We start from the raw sequence: 14706 nt of genomic DNA on the forward strand, positions 1-14706 counted from the left end.
GTGACGGAAACCATGACATTCCCGTCTCCTTTCACCCCCGCACGCCACATACCGTGGAGCGATGTCCCCCTTGGCCAGGATCAGCAGCACGTTCGCGCCCCGCTTCGCGGAGTTCGCGTTCGAGCCTGCCTTCACGGCCGCCGTGGACCAGCACGTCGCGGAGATAAGGGAGCGGCTGGAGGCGGGCGGCCCCGGACTCGTCCCCCGGCAGCCGCAGCGCGAACACCTCGCCGACTACGCCGTCGGGTTCCTCGACGCGCTCGACGAACTCGACTGGCGCGAACCCGTCGGGCACGACTACGCGGTGTGCCGCCTCACCGCCATCAGCTGGCTGGTGGAGCGGCACAGCCTCCTTGGGGAGGACTCGGAGAGCGCCGACTGGAGCACCGACTAGAGCGTTGGATCCGGCGGGCCCACGATCGCCCGCAGCGCCGCCAGGTGCCCCCGGTAGGCCTCCCGGCCCCGCTCGGTCAGGCGGAGCCACACGCGCTGCCGGGTGTCGCGGACGGCCTTGCGCTGCTCGACGTAGCCGACGTCCATCAGCACGGTGACGTGCTTGCTCAGCACGGAGGCCGAGAGGTCGAGTTGCTTCTGGACCAGGCCGAACTCCGCCTCGCCCGCGGTGTCCAGCAGGGCGCAGACGCGCAGCCGGTTCGGGGCGTGGACGGTGGTGTCGAAACCCTCCAGCGGGTCGTGGTCCTCGGCGCTCACGCGGTCTTCCTGTGCAGCCGGACGAAGGCGAGGTGGAAGCCGACGGACACGGCGGCGCCGATCAGCGAGGCAGCGACCAGCCATGCCGGCCGTCCCGTGAAGCGGAACGCGAACGCCGACCCCAGCAGCAGCACGGGCAGGCCGACCGCGAGCGGCACGGTCGCCCGCTTCGGCAGCACGTCCCACCGCAGCGCCACCCCGGTCCTGTTGCGCCAGTCCTTGGCCGCGACGGCGAAGAGCGCCCCGTACACCGCCGTGATCGCCAGCATGACGCCCAGCCAGGCGGGGCGCGGCAGCAGCCAGTCCGAGTCGGCCATCATGCCTCCGTAGGCGATCGGAAGCGCGGCGATGTAGAGCGTGAGCGCGATGAAGAACCAGGTCGGCCATGGTGTGGCCGACAGTGCCGAGGCGGAGGCCCGGACCTGCTCGGTGTCGGCCAGTGCGGAACGAGCCTGCTCGGCCGTCAGTCGCACCCCGTTTGTTTCCATGACGGAAAGAGTAGCCGTTTGTTTCCAGTATGGAAAGAGGCGAGTTTCCGGAACGGCAAGTGAACAGGGCACGGTCTCGGGCTAACTCCCGCACACCCGTCGGAACCCCGCGTCCGGGATGTGCGTCCGCCACTGGTCCCTGCTCAGCGCACCCCCCGCCCGTCCGCAGACCTCCCGCACGGCGTGCGCCGGGTCGATCGAGTACCGCTGGAGCGGAACATGGGCGCTTCCCGCGTACAGCGTGGTGCTGTCGGAGGAGAAGGCCAGGGTCTTGATCGCGTCGCCGGGGGTGGTGAGCGGGCCGCCCAGGGGTTGGCGGGTGGGGATGTCCCACAGCTGGAGGGTGCCCTCGTCGCCGGCGACGGCCAGGGTGCGGAGGTCGGGGCTGATGGCCAGGGCGTCGGCCGCTTCCGGGCCCCCTTCGAGTGGCGTGGGGAAGACACTGCGCATGACGCCCGTGTTGCGGCGCAGGTCGCCGTCCCACAGGGCGACTCGGCCCGCCCAGTCGCCCGCGGCCAGCAGGGAACCGTCGGGGGAGAAGGCCAGGGCGCCGATCTGGGCGCCCTGGACGAGAGCGGGTGCCGTGACGCGGCCCGCGGGAAGGCGGGCGGCACGGTTGTCCCCGACGAGGAGGCGGCCGTCGGGGCGAGCGATCAGGGGCGGGCCGGCCAGACCCCTGAGCACGCCGGTTCTGCGGTGCCGGGTGACGTCCCACGTCTCGTCGTCCATCCGGCCGGAGTCCGAGAGATGGGTGGCGTGGAGGCGGTGGCCGGCCGGGCCCAGGGCCAGTTCGACGACTGCTCCGACCCTGGCGGAGTTCGCCAGGTGGAGGGTGGTCCGGGCGTGGTGGGCTCCGACGTCCCAGACCGTGATGGGCTGCGGCGCCGTCGGCACACCGGGGGCGGAGACCCCGTACGCGAACGCCGTTCCGTCGGGGCTGAACGCGGTCACGGACAGCGTGCCCTGCGGGTCCACCGGTTGGGAGCGGTCGCCGGAGACGGGTGGGGGCGGGGACGGCAGGGTGCCCAGGACGTGGCCGTCGCGGGTGTCCAGCAGCCGGAAGCGGTAGCGGGCGCCGGTGGTGCGTTCGGCGGTGGCGAGGGTGTGGCCGTCCGGGCTGAGCAGGACGCTGTCCATGGCGTGCTCGTGCCAGACGGCGGTGGCCACGGGACCGATGTCGAGGGTGTGGACCGTGCCTCCCTCCAGATAGCGCAGGGCCGGGCGGCGGCCGGGGACCCAGGCGAGGCCGCCCGAGAGGGTCTCGTTGTTCAGGGGGTGCCGGAACACCGGGTCCGTCAGGTCGTCGAAGCGCCAGACCCGGACCTCGCTGTCGTCGGACGTCGCCAGCATCGCCCCGTCCGGGCTGAACACGACGGAGTCCACGCCCAGTGAGCGGATGTCGGCGACCTGGCGTCCGGTGTCGGTGTCCCAGACGCGGACACCGGTGTTCCCGCTGCTGCCGGTGGTTCCGTTGCCCTCGACGCGCCGCCCGGTGTCGGAGACGACCGCGAACCGGCCGCCGCCCCCGTTCCCGCCCCCGCCGAACACCACCGCCGAGTCGCCGTCGCACAGCTTCCGGGAGCGCTCCCATGCGCCGTGCACGAAACGCCGGGCGGGGATGTCCCACAGCTGCGGGGCCCGGCCCGCGGTGCAGACGGCCACCAGTCGGCCGTCCGGTCCCGTCGCCACGTCGGTCAGGTCGGCCGCGGCGCGCGTCGTGAACAGGAGGCGGCCGTCCACGACCGACCGCAGCTGTACCCGGCCGTCGGGGTCGCTGACGAGGAAGGTGGCGCGGTCGGTGCCGAAACCGACGTTCGTCCAGTCCTGCGAAAGGTGCCCGGAACCGGCCGCGAAGCGCCGGGCGGCGGTGTCCCACAGCCGGACGCCGTGCTCACCGGCGAGGGCGAGCACCCGGGCGCCCGGCCCGGCGGCGAACAGGTCGCCCTCGGGCAGTCGGCCCGAGGCGGTGCGCCGCCCGGTGGCCAGGTCCCAGGTCCGCCAGCGGCCCCCGCCCGAACTGAGCAGCGTACGGCCGGAGTCGAGGAGGAACCGCTCGGTGTCCTCGGCGGTCGCGGGGTCGGTGAAGGTGGCCCGTTCGGGCTGGGCGAGGGAGCCGAGCAGGGCGCGGCGGGCCTCGGGCAGCGGTGCGATGCGCCAGGCGGCCACGCCCAGCAGCATGGCGGTGCGCGGGTCGGTCGTCCGCAGACCGTCGGCGACCTCGGCGACCCGGCGGGCCACGTCGTCGGTGCGCCGCTCCTCGTTGTCCTGGTGCTGCGTCCACGCGGCGAGGCCGATCACGAGCGCCACCGCCAGTACGGCGGACAGTGCGCCCAGGAGCGTGCGGGAGCGCCGGGCGGTACGGGTCACGGCCCGGCGCTCCGCCTCGCGGGCCGCCAGGGCGGCGTCGAGGAACTCTCGCTCGGGGACCGTCAGTCCGCTGTCCCCGTCCGCGAACAGTTCCTCGGCGCGGGCCAGCCGACTGCCCCGGTAGAGGGCGCCGGGGTCGCGGTCGTCCAGCCAGACACGGGTGGCCTCGGTCAGGCGCCGGTGGTGGCGCAGGCGCTCACGGTCCTCCTCGATCCAGTCGCGCAGCCTCGGCCAGCAGGTGATCAGCGCCTCGTGGGCGAGCTGGACGCCGTCCTCGTCCGCGGTGAGGAGACGGGCGCGGGCCAGCCGGTCCACCACCACGGGCACGTCGTCGCCGTCCCACGCGTCGAGTTCGGCCCGGGTGAGGGGGCGCCGGGTGTCGGCGTTGCCCTGACCGGGCTCGATCAGGCGCAGCAGCAACAGGCGGGCGGTGCGCGCCCGGGGCTCGGACAGCTGCCCGTACACGTCCTCGGCGGTCGCCGCGACGGCGCCGAGGACACCGCCGGCCGCCTCGTACCCGGCCAGGGTCAGCATCCGGCTGCGGCGACGGCGCCAGGTCTCCAGCAGCGCGTGCGAGAGCATCGGCAGCGCGCCGGGCTCGTCGAGGACCTCCTCGACGATCCGCGCGGTCAGCTCCCGCTCCACCAGCAGTCCGGCCGCCTGTGCCGGTCCGACGACCGCCTCGCGCAGCTCGTCCGCGTTCATCGGGCCGACCAGCAGACCCGCGCCGCGCAGGGCGTCGGCCAGCTCGCGGTGCTCGGCGCAACGGGCGTAGAAATCGGCGCGTACGGCGATGAGCACCTTCAGCCGGCTGTGCGGGTCGCGGGCGGCGAGCAGCAGGTCGAGGAAGTGGGAGCGCTCCCGCGAGTCACGACAGAGAGTGAAGACCTCCTCGAACTGGTCCACCACCACCCAGCTCTCCGGCTCGCCCTCCTTCGGGGCCAGCAGATGCCCGTAGGTCTGGGCCGGTCTGTCTCCCGGGGTGAACACCCGCAGCACGGCGGGGCATCCGCGCCGCGCGATCTCGGCCCTCAGGTGGGGTATCAGCCCGGCCCGCAGCAGCGACGACTTCCCGCTCCCGGACGCCCCGAACACAACGGCGAACCTGTGGTCGCACACCAGTTCCCGCGCCGCCTCGACGAGCCGGTCACGGCCGAAGAAGAGCGCCTGGTCGGCGGGCTCGAAGCGGGCCAGTCCCCGGTACGGCGGCGCCGCGTCCGGCGCCTCCTCGCGCACGGTCCCCGCGGCCTCCGCGTCGGCGTCCTTCCACCGGGGTTCCCACTCGCCGAGGTCGCCACCGCAGGCCCGCACATAGCCCTGGAAGACGGCGAAGGACGGCAGTTTCCGTCCGGCCGCCGCCTCGGACAGCGAGGTCACCGAGCAGCCGGCCGCCTCGGTCATCGTCCGGTACGACGGCCCGCCCGCGGCCCTGCGCAGCTCGCGCAGCTCATGGGCGAGCCGCTGCACGGGACCGGCCTCGGGGTCCAGCTGCCTCTCGGGACGCCCCACGGGACCACCACCATCCGGATGAAAACGATGTTCAGGACGGCCAACTTACGTTTCGTGCACGGGTGTCGTAAACCGTCCCCGATGTGGCGTTGATGACAGCGGAGAACAGTCCCTCTTGGTCTAGACCTTGACGTGTTCCGTTCACGGGAGCAGCCTGAGAGCGCTCTCAGGAAAACGACGGGCAAGCGACACGAGGAGGACGAACGTGTTTGCCGAACAGAAAGCACGGAAGGCACCGAGGACACGGAACGCGCTGATACCCCTGGTCGCCGCCGCGGCCGTCGCCACGGGGCTCACGGTCGCGGGCCCCGCACCGTCCCGCGCCGAAGCCGCGGTACCCACCACCATCCCGCTGGAGTTCAGGAACAACTCCGGGCGCGGCGACCAGATCTACGTCTACAACATCGGCACCCTGCTCTCGACCGGTCAGCAGGGCTGGGCCGACGCGAACGGCACCTTCCACGCCTGGCCCACCGGCGGCAACCCGCCGACCCCGGCACCCGACGCGTCGATCGCCGGGCCGGGCAACGGACAGTCGATGACGCTCCGGATGCCGAAGTTCTCCGGCCGCGTCTACTTCTCCTACGGCCAGAAGCTCGTCTTCAGGCTGACCACCGGCGGTCTCGTGCAGCCTGCCGTGCAGAACCCCTCGGACCCCAACGCGAACATCCTCTTCAACTGGACCGAGTACACGCTGAACGACGCCGGCCTGTGGATCAACAGCACACAGGTGGACATGTTCTCGGCCCCGTACGCCGTCGGCGTCAAGAACGCCTCGGGCGCCGTGAAGAACACCGGCCATCTCAAGGCGGGCGGCTACAACGGGTTCTTCAACGCCCTGAAGGGCCAGCCCGGCGGCTGGGCCAACCTCGTCCGGACCCGGTCCGACGGCACGATCCTGCGCGCCCTCTCCCCCGGCCACGGCATCGAGTCCGGCGCCCTGCCGAGCACCGTCATGGACGACTACGTCAACCGCGTGTGGAGCAGGTACGCCGGTTCCACCCTGACCGTGACACCGTTCGCGGACCAGCCGGCCACCAAGTACTACGGCAGGGTCTCCGGCAACGTCATGAACTTCACCAACAGCTCCGGCGCGGTCGTCACCACCTTCCAGAAGCCCGACGCCGACAGCGTCTTCGGCTGCCACAAGTTCCTGGACGCACCGAACGACCTGGTGCGCGGCCCCATCTCCCGCACCCTGTGCGCCGGCTACAACCGCTCCACCCTCCTGACCAACTCCAGCCAGCCCGACACGAGTTCGGCGGGCTTCTACCAGGACACGGTGACCAACCACTACGCCAGGAAGATCCACGCCCAGATGGCCGACGGCAAGGCGTACGCCTTCGCCTTCGACGACGTCGGCAACCACGAGTCGCTGGTCCACGACGGCTCCCCGCAGACGGCGTACATCACGCTCGACCCGTTCAACTGACGCACACCCGGCGGTACTCCACCTCCGGCACATACGTCCGCCACTGCTCCAGCGAGAGGTCCACCCCCTTGCCCGCCCGCGCGCACACCAGGGTGACCGCACGTTCCGGGTCGACGGCGTACCGCTGGAGCGGGACATGCCCGCTCCCCGCGAACAGCGTGCCGCTGTCGGCGCTGAAGGCAAGCGAGTCGATCTCCTCGCCCGGTGTGGTCAGCGGGCCGCCCAGGCGCTGTTGGGTGGCGATGTCCCAGAGCTGGAGGGTGCCGGCGCCGCCCCCGACGGCCAGGGTGGCGCCGTCGGGACTGACGGCCAGCGCGCTCACCGCCTCCGGTTCCGGTTCCGCACCCGGAGGAGCGGGGAAGACGTTGCGCAGGATGCCCGCACGGTCGCTCAACTCCCCGTCCCACAGGGCGACCCGGCCGGTCAGGTCGCCCGCGGCGATGCGTGAACCGTCGGCGGCGAAGGCGAGGGCGCTGATCTGTTCGCCCTGGACGAGGCCCTTCCTGGCGACCTTCGCGGCCGTGCTGTCCGTGGACAGGCTCGCGGTGCGGTTGTCACCGACGATGAGGCCGCCGTCGGGGCGCACCGCCAGGTGGGTGCTGGTGAGCCCGGTGAGGACGGTGGTTCTCCGGCCGGTTCCGGTGTCCCAGGCCTCGTCGGTCGGATCGCCGAGGCCGGGTGTCCGGGCCGCGTACAGGGTGGAGCCGTCGGGGCCCAGGGCCAGGGCGACCACCGGGGCGGCGGACCCGGAGGTCGCGAGGTCCAGGGTCGCCCGGGGCCGGTCCCGGGCCAGGTCCCAGACCGTGAAGCGTTGCGGGGCCGCCTCCCTTCCGGGCGCCGAGACACCGTACGAGAGCGCGTGACCGTCGGGGCTGAACGCGAGGAGGGCCACCGTGTGTTCCGGGACAACCGGCTCGGCGGGGTCGGCCGACACGGGCGGGGGCGGGGCGGGGAGGGTGCGCAGGAGGCGGCCGTCGGAGGTGGACCGGAGTTCGAACCGGTGGCGGCCGTCGACGAGCCGGGCGGTGGCGTACCTACGGGCGTCCGGGCTCACCCGTACCGCCGTCAGTGGGTCCGCGCGCCAGGCGGGCGTGACCGCCGGGCCCAGTTCCAGGCAGTGGACGGCGCCGCCTTCGAGGTAGCGCAGGGTGGTCCGGCTGGTGGGGTCCCAGGACATCCCGTACAGGTGCTGGTTGTTGAGGGAGTGCCGGAACACGGGGGCCGCCGGGTCGGACAGCCGCCACACCCTGATCTCGGCGCCGTCGGCGGTCGCGAGGAAGGCGCCGTCCGGGGTGAACGCGGCCCGCTGCGCGCCCGGTTCGGCGAGGTGGGCGACCTCGCGGGCGGAGGCGGTGTCCCACACCGTCACGCCGGACTCGGAGAGCGCGGCGAGCCGGTCGCCGTCGGCGCCGAACACCAGAGCCGTCCGTTCCGCCTCGTCGCACAGGCCGTGGGCCCGGTCCCAGGAGCCGGGCAGGGTGCGGTGGCGGGCGATGTCCCGGACCTGCGGGGAGCCGCCCGCCGGGCAGACCGCGACCAGACGGCCGTCGGCGCTCACGGCCGGGGTCACCAGGCCGCCCGCCACCCGTTCCTCGAACAGCACTCCGCCGTCGGTGAGGGACCGCAGCCGTACCCGGTCGTCGTCGATGCCGCTCACGACGTAGGCACCCGCCGCGATGTCGGTGACGGAGGTGAAGGGGAGAAGGCGCGGGTCGCCGGTCCAGCGGCCGGTGGCCGTGTCCCACAGACGGATGCCGGTGTCACCGGCGACCGCGAGGACCCGGGCGTCGGGACCGGCCGCGACCACCTTGCCGCCCGGGAGCCGGCCGGAGGCGATCGGGCGGGCGGCGACCACGTTCCAGGTCCGCCAGGTGCGGCCGTCGACGCTGAGGAGCGTGCGTCCGGAGTCCGCGAGGAATCGGGTCGGACCGTCGCCCGGCGCCGGGTCGGTGAAGACCGCGTGTTCCGGCTGGGCGAGGGAGCCGAGCAGCGCCCGGCGGGCCTCGGGCAGCGGGGAGATGCGCCAGGCGGCGACGCTCAGCAGCATCGAGGTGCGCGGGTCGGTCGTCCGCATCGCGTCGGCGATGTCCGCGACCCGGCGCGCGGCGGTGTCGGTGCGCTGGCGCACGTTGTCGACGCTCAGGTGCCAGGCGGCCAGCCCACCGGTCAGGGCCACCGCCAGTACCGCGGACAGTGCGGCGACCAGGACGCGCGAGCGCCTGGTGGCGCGGGCGGCGGCCCGGGACTCCGCCACGCGGGCCGCCAGCGCGGTGTCGAGGAACTCCCGCTCGGGCGGGGTGAGCCCGCCCCGTTCCTCGTCCGGCTCACCGGCGAACAGTTCCTCGGCGCGGGCCAGTCTGCTGCCCCGGACCAGCGCACCGGGGTCGCGGTCGTGCTCCAGCCAGAGCCGGGTCTCCTCGGCCAGCCGCCGATGGTGGCTCAGCCACTCCCGGTCCGCCTCGATCCAGTCGCGCAGCCTCGGCCAGCAGGTGATCAGCGCCTCGTGCGCGAGCTGGACACCGACCTCGTCGACGGTCAGCAGCCGGGCGCGGGCCAGCCGTTCCACCACCACGGGCACCTGGTGGTCGGTCGCCGACTCGGCCAGTTCGGCACGGGTCAGCGGGCGCCGGGTGTGCGCGCCGCCCTGCCCCGGCTCGACCATCCGCAGCAGCAACTGCCGGGCGGTGCGCGCCTGGGCGGGGGTCAACTGCCCGTACACCTCCTCCGCGCTCGCCGCGATCGCCCCGCGCACACCGCCCGCCGCCTCGTACGCGGCCAGCGTCAGCAGCCGCCCCCGGCGCCGCCGCCAGGTCTCCAGCAGCACGTGCGACAGCATCGGCAGCGCGCCCGGCCGGTCGAGGACCTCCTCGACGATCCGCGCGGTCAGCTCCCGCTCCACGAGCAGCCCGACGGCAGCCGCAGGCCGGGTCACCGCCTCCCGCAGTTCGTCCGCCGTCATCGCCCCGACCAGCAGCCCGGACCCGCCGAGCGCGGCCGCCAGTTCCCGGTGCTCGGCGCAGCGGGCGTAGAAGTCGGCCCGTACGGACACGAGTACACGCAGTCGGCTGTCCGGGTCCCGGGCGGCCAGCAGGAGGTCGACGAACCGGGCCCGCTCGGCCCGGTCGTGGCACAGGGTGAAGATCTCCTCGAACTGGTCGACCACCACCCAGCTCTCCGGCTCGCCCTCCTTCGGGGCCAGCAGATGTCCGTATGTCCCGGCGGGCCGCTCGCCCGGCGTGAAGACCCGCAGCACGGCGGGGCCGGGCTGCTCCCGGACGGTGTCGCACTCCTCCCTGAGGCGGGGTATCAGCCCGGCCCTCAGCAGCGACGACTTCCCGCTCCCCGACGCTCCGAACACCACCGCGAACCGGTGTTCCCGCACCAGCCGCAGGAGTTCGCCGACCAGTCCGTCGCGCCCGAAGAACAGCTCCCGGTCGCCCTGCTCGAAGGGGGCCAGCCCCCGGTACGGCGCCGCGGCCTCACCGTCGTCGCCCCGGGCCGCGGACGCGACCTGGTCCTCGGCGTCCTTCCAGCGCGGCTCCCACTCGCCCGGGTCGCCCCCGCACGCCCGGACGTACCCCTGGACCACCGCGAGCGACGGCAGCCGTTCCCCGCGCGCCGCCTCGGACAGGGTCGCCGCGGAGAACCCGGCAGTCTCGGCCATCAGCCGGTACGAGGGTCCGCCCGCCGTCCGCCGCAACTCCCGCAGTTCATGGGCGAACCGCTGCACGGGACCGGCCTGTGGGTCCAAAGGTCTCTCGGGACGCCCCATGAGCTCCACCCTCCCCGGTTCCCGTACCGCACAGGAGCCACATCACAGGGAAAAACGGTCCGAGCGCCATACCTGTTCAGAAAGAAAACGGTCGGGGCGGTGAACACGAACTCCCGGCGACGGAATTGAACGGCCCGGCGAGAGGGGTGCCAGTCAACTTTCCGGGTGCCAGTGTCGGTCCCGCCACGCCGGACTTCACGGCACGACCGAGCCGTATTCCCGGCACGACCAAGTGGAGAGCACCCGCACATGTTCAAGGCATCCACGCACGGCAACAGGACGTCCCGTATCGGCCGGGCCGCGCTCGTCGCGGTCAGCGCCGGCGCCCTGACCGTCGGAATCTCGACGAGCGCGTCCGCCGCGATCCTTACTCCCCTGGCGGAGAACGCGAGTACCTTCCAGAAGAAGTACCAGCCGCTCTGGGACTACGACACGGACAGCTGCTTCCCCGCGGCTGCCGTCGACGCGAGCGGCAAGCTCAACGGCGGTCTCAACAACAGCGGGTCGATCACCGGCGGCTGCCGGACCGACCACCTCGGCAAGGCGAACACGTACTCGCAGAGCTGGTGCAAGAACGGCTGGTGCGCGTACGTGTACGGGCTCTACTTCGAGAAGGACCAGACGCTGAACGGCGCCGACGCCTTCGGTCACCGCCACGACTGGGAGTCCGTCGTCGTCTTCCAGAAGCAGGGCGACGAGCGTCCCAGCTACCTCGCGGCCTCCCGGCACGGCGGTTACAGCACCCACCCGATCAACGAGGTGCCGATGGACGGCAACCGCGTCAAGATCGTCTACCACAAGGACGGCGCGAGCACCCACGCCTTCCGCTTCGCCAAGTGGGACGAGGTGGCGCACGCCTGGGGCGACGGCGGCTGGGACCGGCCGGCCCTGGTCACCATGGAGAACATGGCCGACGCACCGCGCAACGCGCTGTGGAACTCCAAGTGGGGCGACGCCAACTTCCCGCTGACCGGCAACCTCCAGAGCAACATCAACAAGGCCCGGAACGCCGACAGCCGCGCCGCGGCGGCCATCCCCGCGTTCTGACACCAGGGTCCGTGACACCCGGGTCCATGAGACCCGGGCCGTCCTGAGCAGCCGCCGGTGGGACCAGAGCTCCCCCGCGCCGTCCCACCGGCGGCACCCCTCCTCCGTACCGACTACATGTCGTTCGTACCTGGCGGCAGGTCGGTCCGTTCGCGGACCGGCTGGTTGCCGAGGGCGTCGGCGCGGCCCGCCTGGTAGGCGCTGACGCTTCCCTTGGCGGTGACGGTCTCCCGCTCGACCGCCGTCAGCATCCGCTCCCAGCGCTGCCGCATCGGCGCGATCATGCCGCCGCCGACCCCGACGACCAGGATGCCGACGACCACGGCGAGCGCCGCGTACAGCACCGGCCGGGTGACGTCACGGGCGATGCCCGCCTGGCCGAGGGCGGCGATGACGCCCAGCGCCAGGATGCAGCCCCAGACGACGGTGGCGACCGTACGCCCGTACGACACGGACGAGAGCGCACCGGCGACGATCCCGCGCACGGCGTTGGCGATGGCCATCGCGACGACGATGAGGACCACGGCCACGATGCCGCGCGGCAGCCAGGCCACGATGCCGTTGATCATCGTGCTGACCGGGTTGGTGCCGAAGACACCGAGCGCCAGCTGGAGCGTGATCAGCATCAGCGCGTAGTAGACGATCCTGCAGACGATCCCGGTCAGGTCGTACGCGGAGTCCCGCAACAACCGTGCGGTACCCGCCCGTTCGGCCAGTCGCTCCGAACCGACCTTGCGCAGGACCCGGTCCAGGACACGGGCGATCAGCTTCGACACGAACCAGCCGATGGCCAGGATGACGAGGAACGCGACGAATTTCGGCACGAACGTGGCGATCTTCGTCCAGGCGTCGTCGAGACCCTGGGTGAAGTCGATGGCGAGACTGGTGCCGCTGCCGACACGGGTGGTGGTGGCCATGGATGGTCTTCCTTCGGTAGGTGATCAGGTGCTACCGGCCCCCTCCCTCGTGGATATCAGCGACGGCCGCCGGCGGCCGTGGGTGCGCGGCCGAACGAGTGACCGGTCCCCCATGTCGGAGACATACGCTGCCCCCGTGACCTCTCCGACCTCTCCCGCCGCCCGCACCGCGCTCGACCTCACCGCCGACCTCCCGGTCCCGGCCCTGGAGGACCTCTACCGCGACCTGCACCGCCACCCGGAACTGTCCCTGGCGGAACACCGCACGGCGGCCCGGCTGGCCCAGGCCCTGCGGAAGTCCGGCTACGAGACGACGGAGGGCGTCGGCGGCACGGGCGTCGTGGGCGTCCTGCGCAACGGCGACGGGCCGACAGTCCTGCTCCGCGCCGACATGGACGCGCTCCCGGTGCCGGAGGAGACCGGCCTGCCGTACGCCTCCACGGTCCCCGGTGTGATGCACGCCTGCGGTCACGACCTGCACGTGACCTGGCTGGCGGGGGCGGCCCAGGCCCTGGCAGCGGGCCGGGACGCGTGGAACGGCACGCTGGTGCTGGTCGGCCAGCCCGCCGAGGAGACGGGCGAGGGCGCGCGGGCGATGCTGGCGGACGGCCTGTACGAGCGTTTCCCGCGCCCGGACGCGCTGCTGGGACAGCATGCGGCGCCCGGCCCCACGGGCCTCTACCCGCACGTCCCCGGCCTGATCATGTCGGCGTCGACGGACGTCGACATCGTCGTACACGGCCGGGGCGGGCACGGCTCCCGCCCCGAGACGACGGTCGACCCGGTGGTGACGGCCGCGCACATCGTCACGCGCCTCCAGACGGTCGTCTCGCGCGAGATCGCGGCCCGCGACTCCGCCGTCCTGACGGTCGGCGTGTTCGAGGCGGGCACCCGGCACAACATCATCCCGGCGACTGCCCGGATCGGCCTGAACCTGCGCACCCAGTCGAACGACATACGCGACCGCATGCTGGCCTCCGTCAGGCGTATCGCCCAGGGCGAGTGCCTGGCGGCGGGCTGCCCGCGCGAGCCGGAGATACGGATCGGCGCGGCCTTCCCGGTGACGGTCAACGACGCGACGCTCGACGAGCGGGTGGCCTCCGTGCACCGGGAGGTCTTCGGCGCGGGCACGGTCTTCGATCCCGGCCCGGCCATGGGCAGCGAGGACTTCGCCCACCTGGCGGTGGAGCAACTCCCGTACTCCTACTGGTTCGTCACGACCACACCGGGGGACGTGTGGAACGCGGCGGAGGGCGGCGACGACCTGATGACGAGGCTCGCGGCGGTACCGAGCAACCACAGCCCACTGTTCGCACCGGACCTGTCGACGATCGCACCGGGGGTGCGGACGCTGGTGTCGGGGGCGTTGACCGTGCTGTCGCCGGGGGCGGCGCGGGGCGAACTGTCAGTCGGCTGACCTGGATCCGCACCCGGGGGATCCGACACACTCGCTCCGGCGGATTCAGCTCCTCCGCCGGAACGTTCCGGGTGCGGTTCCGTGTGTTCGTCGGAACGCGTTGGCGAAGGCGAACTCGGACGTGTAGCCGACCTGGGCGGCGATGGATCTCAAGGGTGCGTCCGATGTCCGCAGCAGGCGCGCTGCCGTGGTCATCCGCCACCATGTCAGGTAGCCGAGGGGCGGTTGACCGACCAGCAGGGCGAAGCGTCTGGCGAACGCGGCCCGGGAAAGTCCGGCTTCCGCGGCGAGTGTCGCCACGGTCCACGGCGAGGCCGGGTCCCGGTGAACGGCGTGGAGGGCGGCGGTGACCGGGGGGTCGTTGAGTGCGGCAGCCCATCCGGTGGTGCTGCCCAGGGCGGACTGTCCGTCGAACCAGATGCGCAGGATGTAGAGCAGGAGCGCGTCGAGCAGTGCGGGAACGGCCGCGTCCGTGCCCAGACGCGGGTTCTCCACCTCTGCGGCCAGCAGCTGCACGGCCGCGCTCAGTTCGGGATGGCGGCCCGCTCGCGCCGGCAGGTGGATCAGGTCCGGAAGGGTCAGCAACAACGGGTGGGTGCGGGACGGATCGAGTTGGCAGGCCCCGCAGAGCACCACGGTGACCGGGCCGTCGTCGCCGCTCCGGTCCACGGTGTCGGAGGCGAAGGTGCCGGACGGTTGGTCGTCGGCGGGGCCGCAGGGAGGGTCCGTCACCGGGGTGTCCGGGCTGTCGGCCAGGGTGTGGCCACGGCCGTGGGGAACGAACACCACGTCACCCGCGCCCAGTCGGACGGGCTCCGCCTCCGGACGAAGCAGCCAGCAGGAACCCTGGAGGATCACCTGGAAACCCGCCGACCCCGGGACGGAGGCGAACTCCTGTCTCCACGGGGCATGCCACCGCACGTACGCCGACCGGGAGCGGCCGGTGCGCGTCACTGTGATCACGTCGCTGAGCACATCCATGCGCCGAGCGTACGTATGCGAGACGTTCACGTATGAACCGGGCGCTCCGGAACATGGATCGTCTC

10 protein-coding genes are annotated in these 14706 nt (G+C 72.6%); 4 read left to right on the forward strand and 6 right to left on the reverse strand.

What is annotated here, in order from left to right:
• Positions 1–61 precede the first annotated feature (61 nt).
• Positions 62–394 (forward strand): DUF6401 family natural product biosynthesis protein, encoded by a 333-nt coding sequence (locus OHN74_RS21005; RefSeq protein ID WP_327696100.1) that lies wholly within the window; start codon positions 62–64, stop codon positions 392–394.
• On the opposite strand, the gene OHN74_RS21010 is transcribed toward OHN74_RS21005, so the two are convergent.
• From OHN74_RS21010 to OHN74_RS21020, 3 genes are all read right to left on the reverse strand, one after another.
• On the reverse strand, positions 391–711 hold the full coding sequence (locus OHN74_RS21010) for a transcriptional regulator (protein WP_327696101.1): 321 nt from the start codon (positions 709–711) through the stop codon (positions 391–393). The genes OHN74_RS21005 and OHN74_RS21010 overlap by 4 nt on opposite strands.
• Positions 708–1199 carry a hypothetical protein gene (locus OHN74_RS21015; protein WP_327696102.1) on the reverse strand — a complete coding sequence of 164 codons (492 nt, stop codon included), beginning with the start codon at positions 1197–1199 and terminating at the stop codon, positions 708–710. The genes OHN74_RS21010 and OHN74_RS21015 overlap by 4 nt, the downstream gene beginning before the upstream one ends.
• Positions 1200–1280: 81 nt before the next feature.
• Positions 1281–5075 (reverse strand): nSTAND1 domain-containing NTPase, encoded by a 3795-nt coding sequence (locus OHN74_RS21020; protein ID WP_327696103.1) that lies wholly within the window; start codon positions 5073–5075, stop codon positions 1281–1283.
• Positions 5076–5280: 205 nt separating this feature from the next.
• Here OHN74_RS21020 and OHN74_RS21025 point away from each other — a divergent pair, with 205 nt between their 5' ends.
• Positions 5281–6507 (forward strand): glycoside hydrolase family 64 protein, encoded by a 1227-nt coding sequence (locus OHN74_RS21025; protein WP_443060421.1) that lies wholly within the window; start codon positions 5281–5283, stop codon positions 6505–6507.
• Here the strand turns inward: OHN74_RS21025 and OHN74_RS21030 are convergent.
• Complete coding sequence (locus OHN74_RS21030) at positions 6500–10279, reverse strand: nSTAND1 domain-containing NTPase (protein ID WP_327696104.1); 3780 nt, start codon at positions 10277–10279, stop codon at positions 6500–6502. The two genes, OHN74_RS21025 and OHN74_RS21030, sit on opposite strands and share 8 nt — an antisense overlap.
• Before the next feature lie 249 nt (positions 10280–10528).
• Here OHN74_RS21030 and OHN74_RS21035 point away from each other — a divergent pair, with 249 nt between their 5' ends.
• On the forward strand, positions 10529–11326 hold the full coding sequence (locus OHN74_RS21035) for an NPP1 family protein (RefSeq protein ID WP_327696105.1): 798 nt from the start codon (positions 10529–10531) through the stop codon (positions 11324–11326).
• 113 nt (positions 11327–11439) lie between these two features.
• Here the strand turns inward: OHN74_RS21035 and OHN74_RS21040 are convergent, their stop codons facing one another.
• Positions 11440–12243: a mechanosensitive ion channel family protein gene (locus OHN74_RS21040; protein WP_327696106.1), complete on the reverse strand. Its 804-nt coding sequence runs from the start codon at positions 12241–12243 to the stop codon at positions 11440–11442.
• A 112-nt stretch (positions 12244–12355) separates the two neighbouring features.
• On the opposite strand from OHN74_RS21040, the gene OHN74_RS21045 reads away from it, so the two are divergent.
• Complete coding sequence (locus OHN74_RS21045) at positions 12356–13660, forward strand: amidohydrolase (RefSeq protein WP_443060422.1); 1305 nt, start codon at positions 12356–12358, stop codon at positions 13658–13660.
• Positions 13661–13705: 45 nt separating this feature from the next.
• On the opposite strand, the gene OHN74_RS21050 is transcribed toward OHN74_RS21045, so the two are convergent.
• The gene (locus tag OHN74_RS21050; protein WP_327696108.1) at positions 13706–14641 is read right to left on the reverse strand and encodes an AraC family transcriptional regulator; all 936 of its coding nucleotides are present in this window, start codon (positions 14639–14641) and stop codon (positions 13706–13708) included.
• Positions 14642–14706 lie beyond the last annotated feature (65 nt).

Source organism: Streptomyces sp. NBC_00459 (assembly GCF_036013955.1).
Taxonomy (GTDB): domain Bacteria; phylum Actinomycetota; class Actinomycetes; order Streptomycetales; family Streptomycetaceae; genus Streptomyces.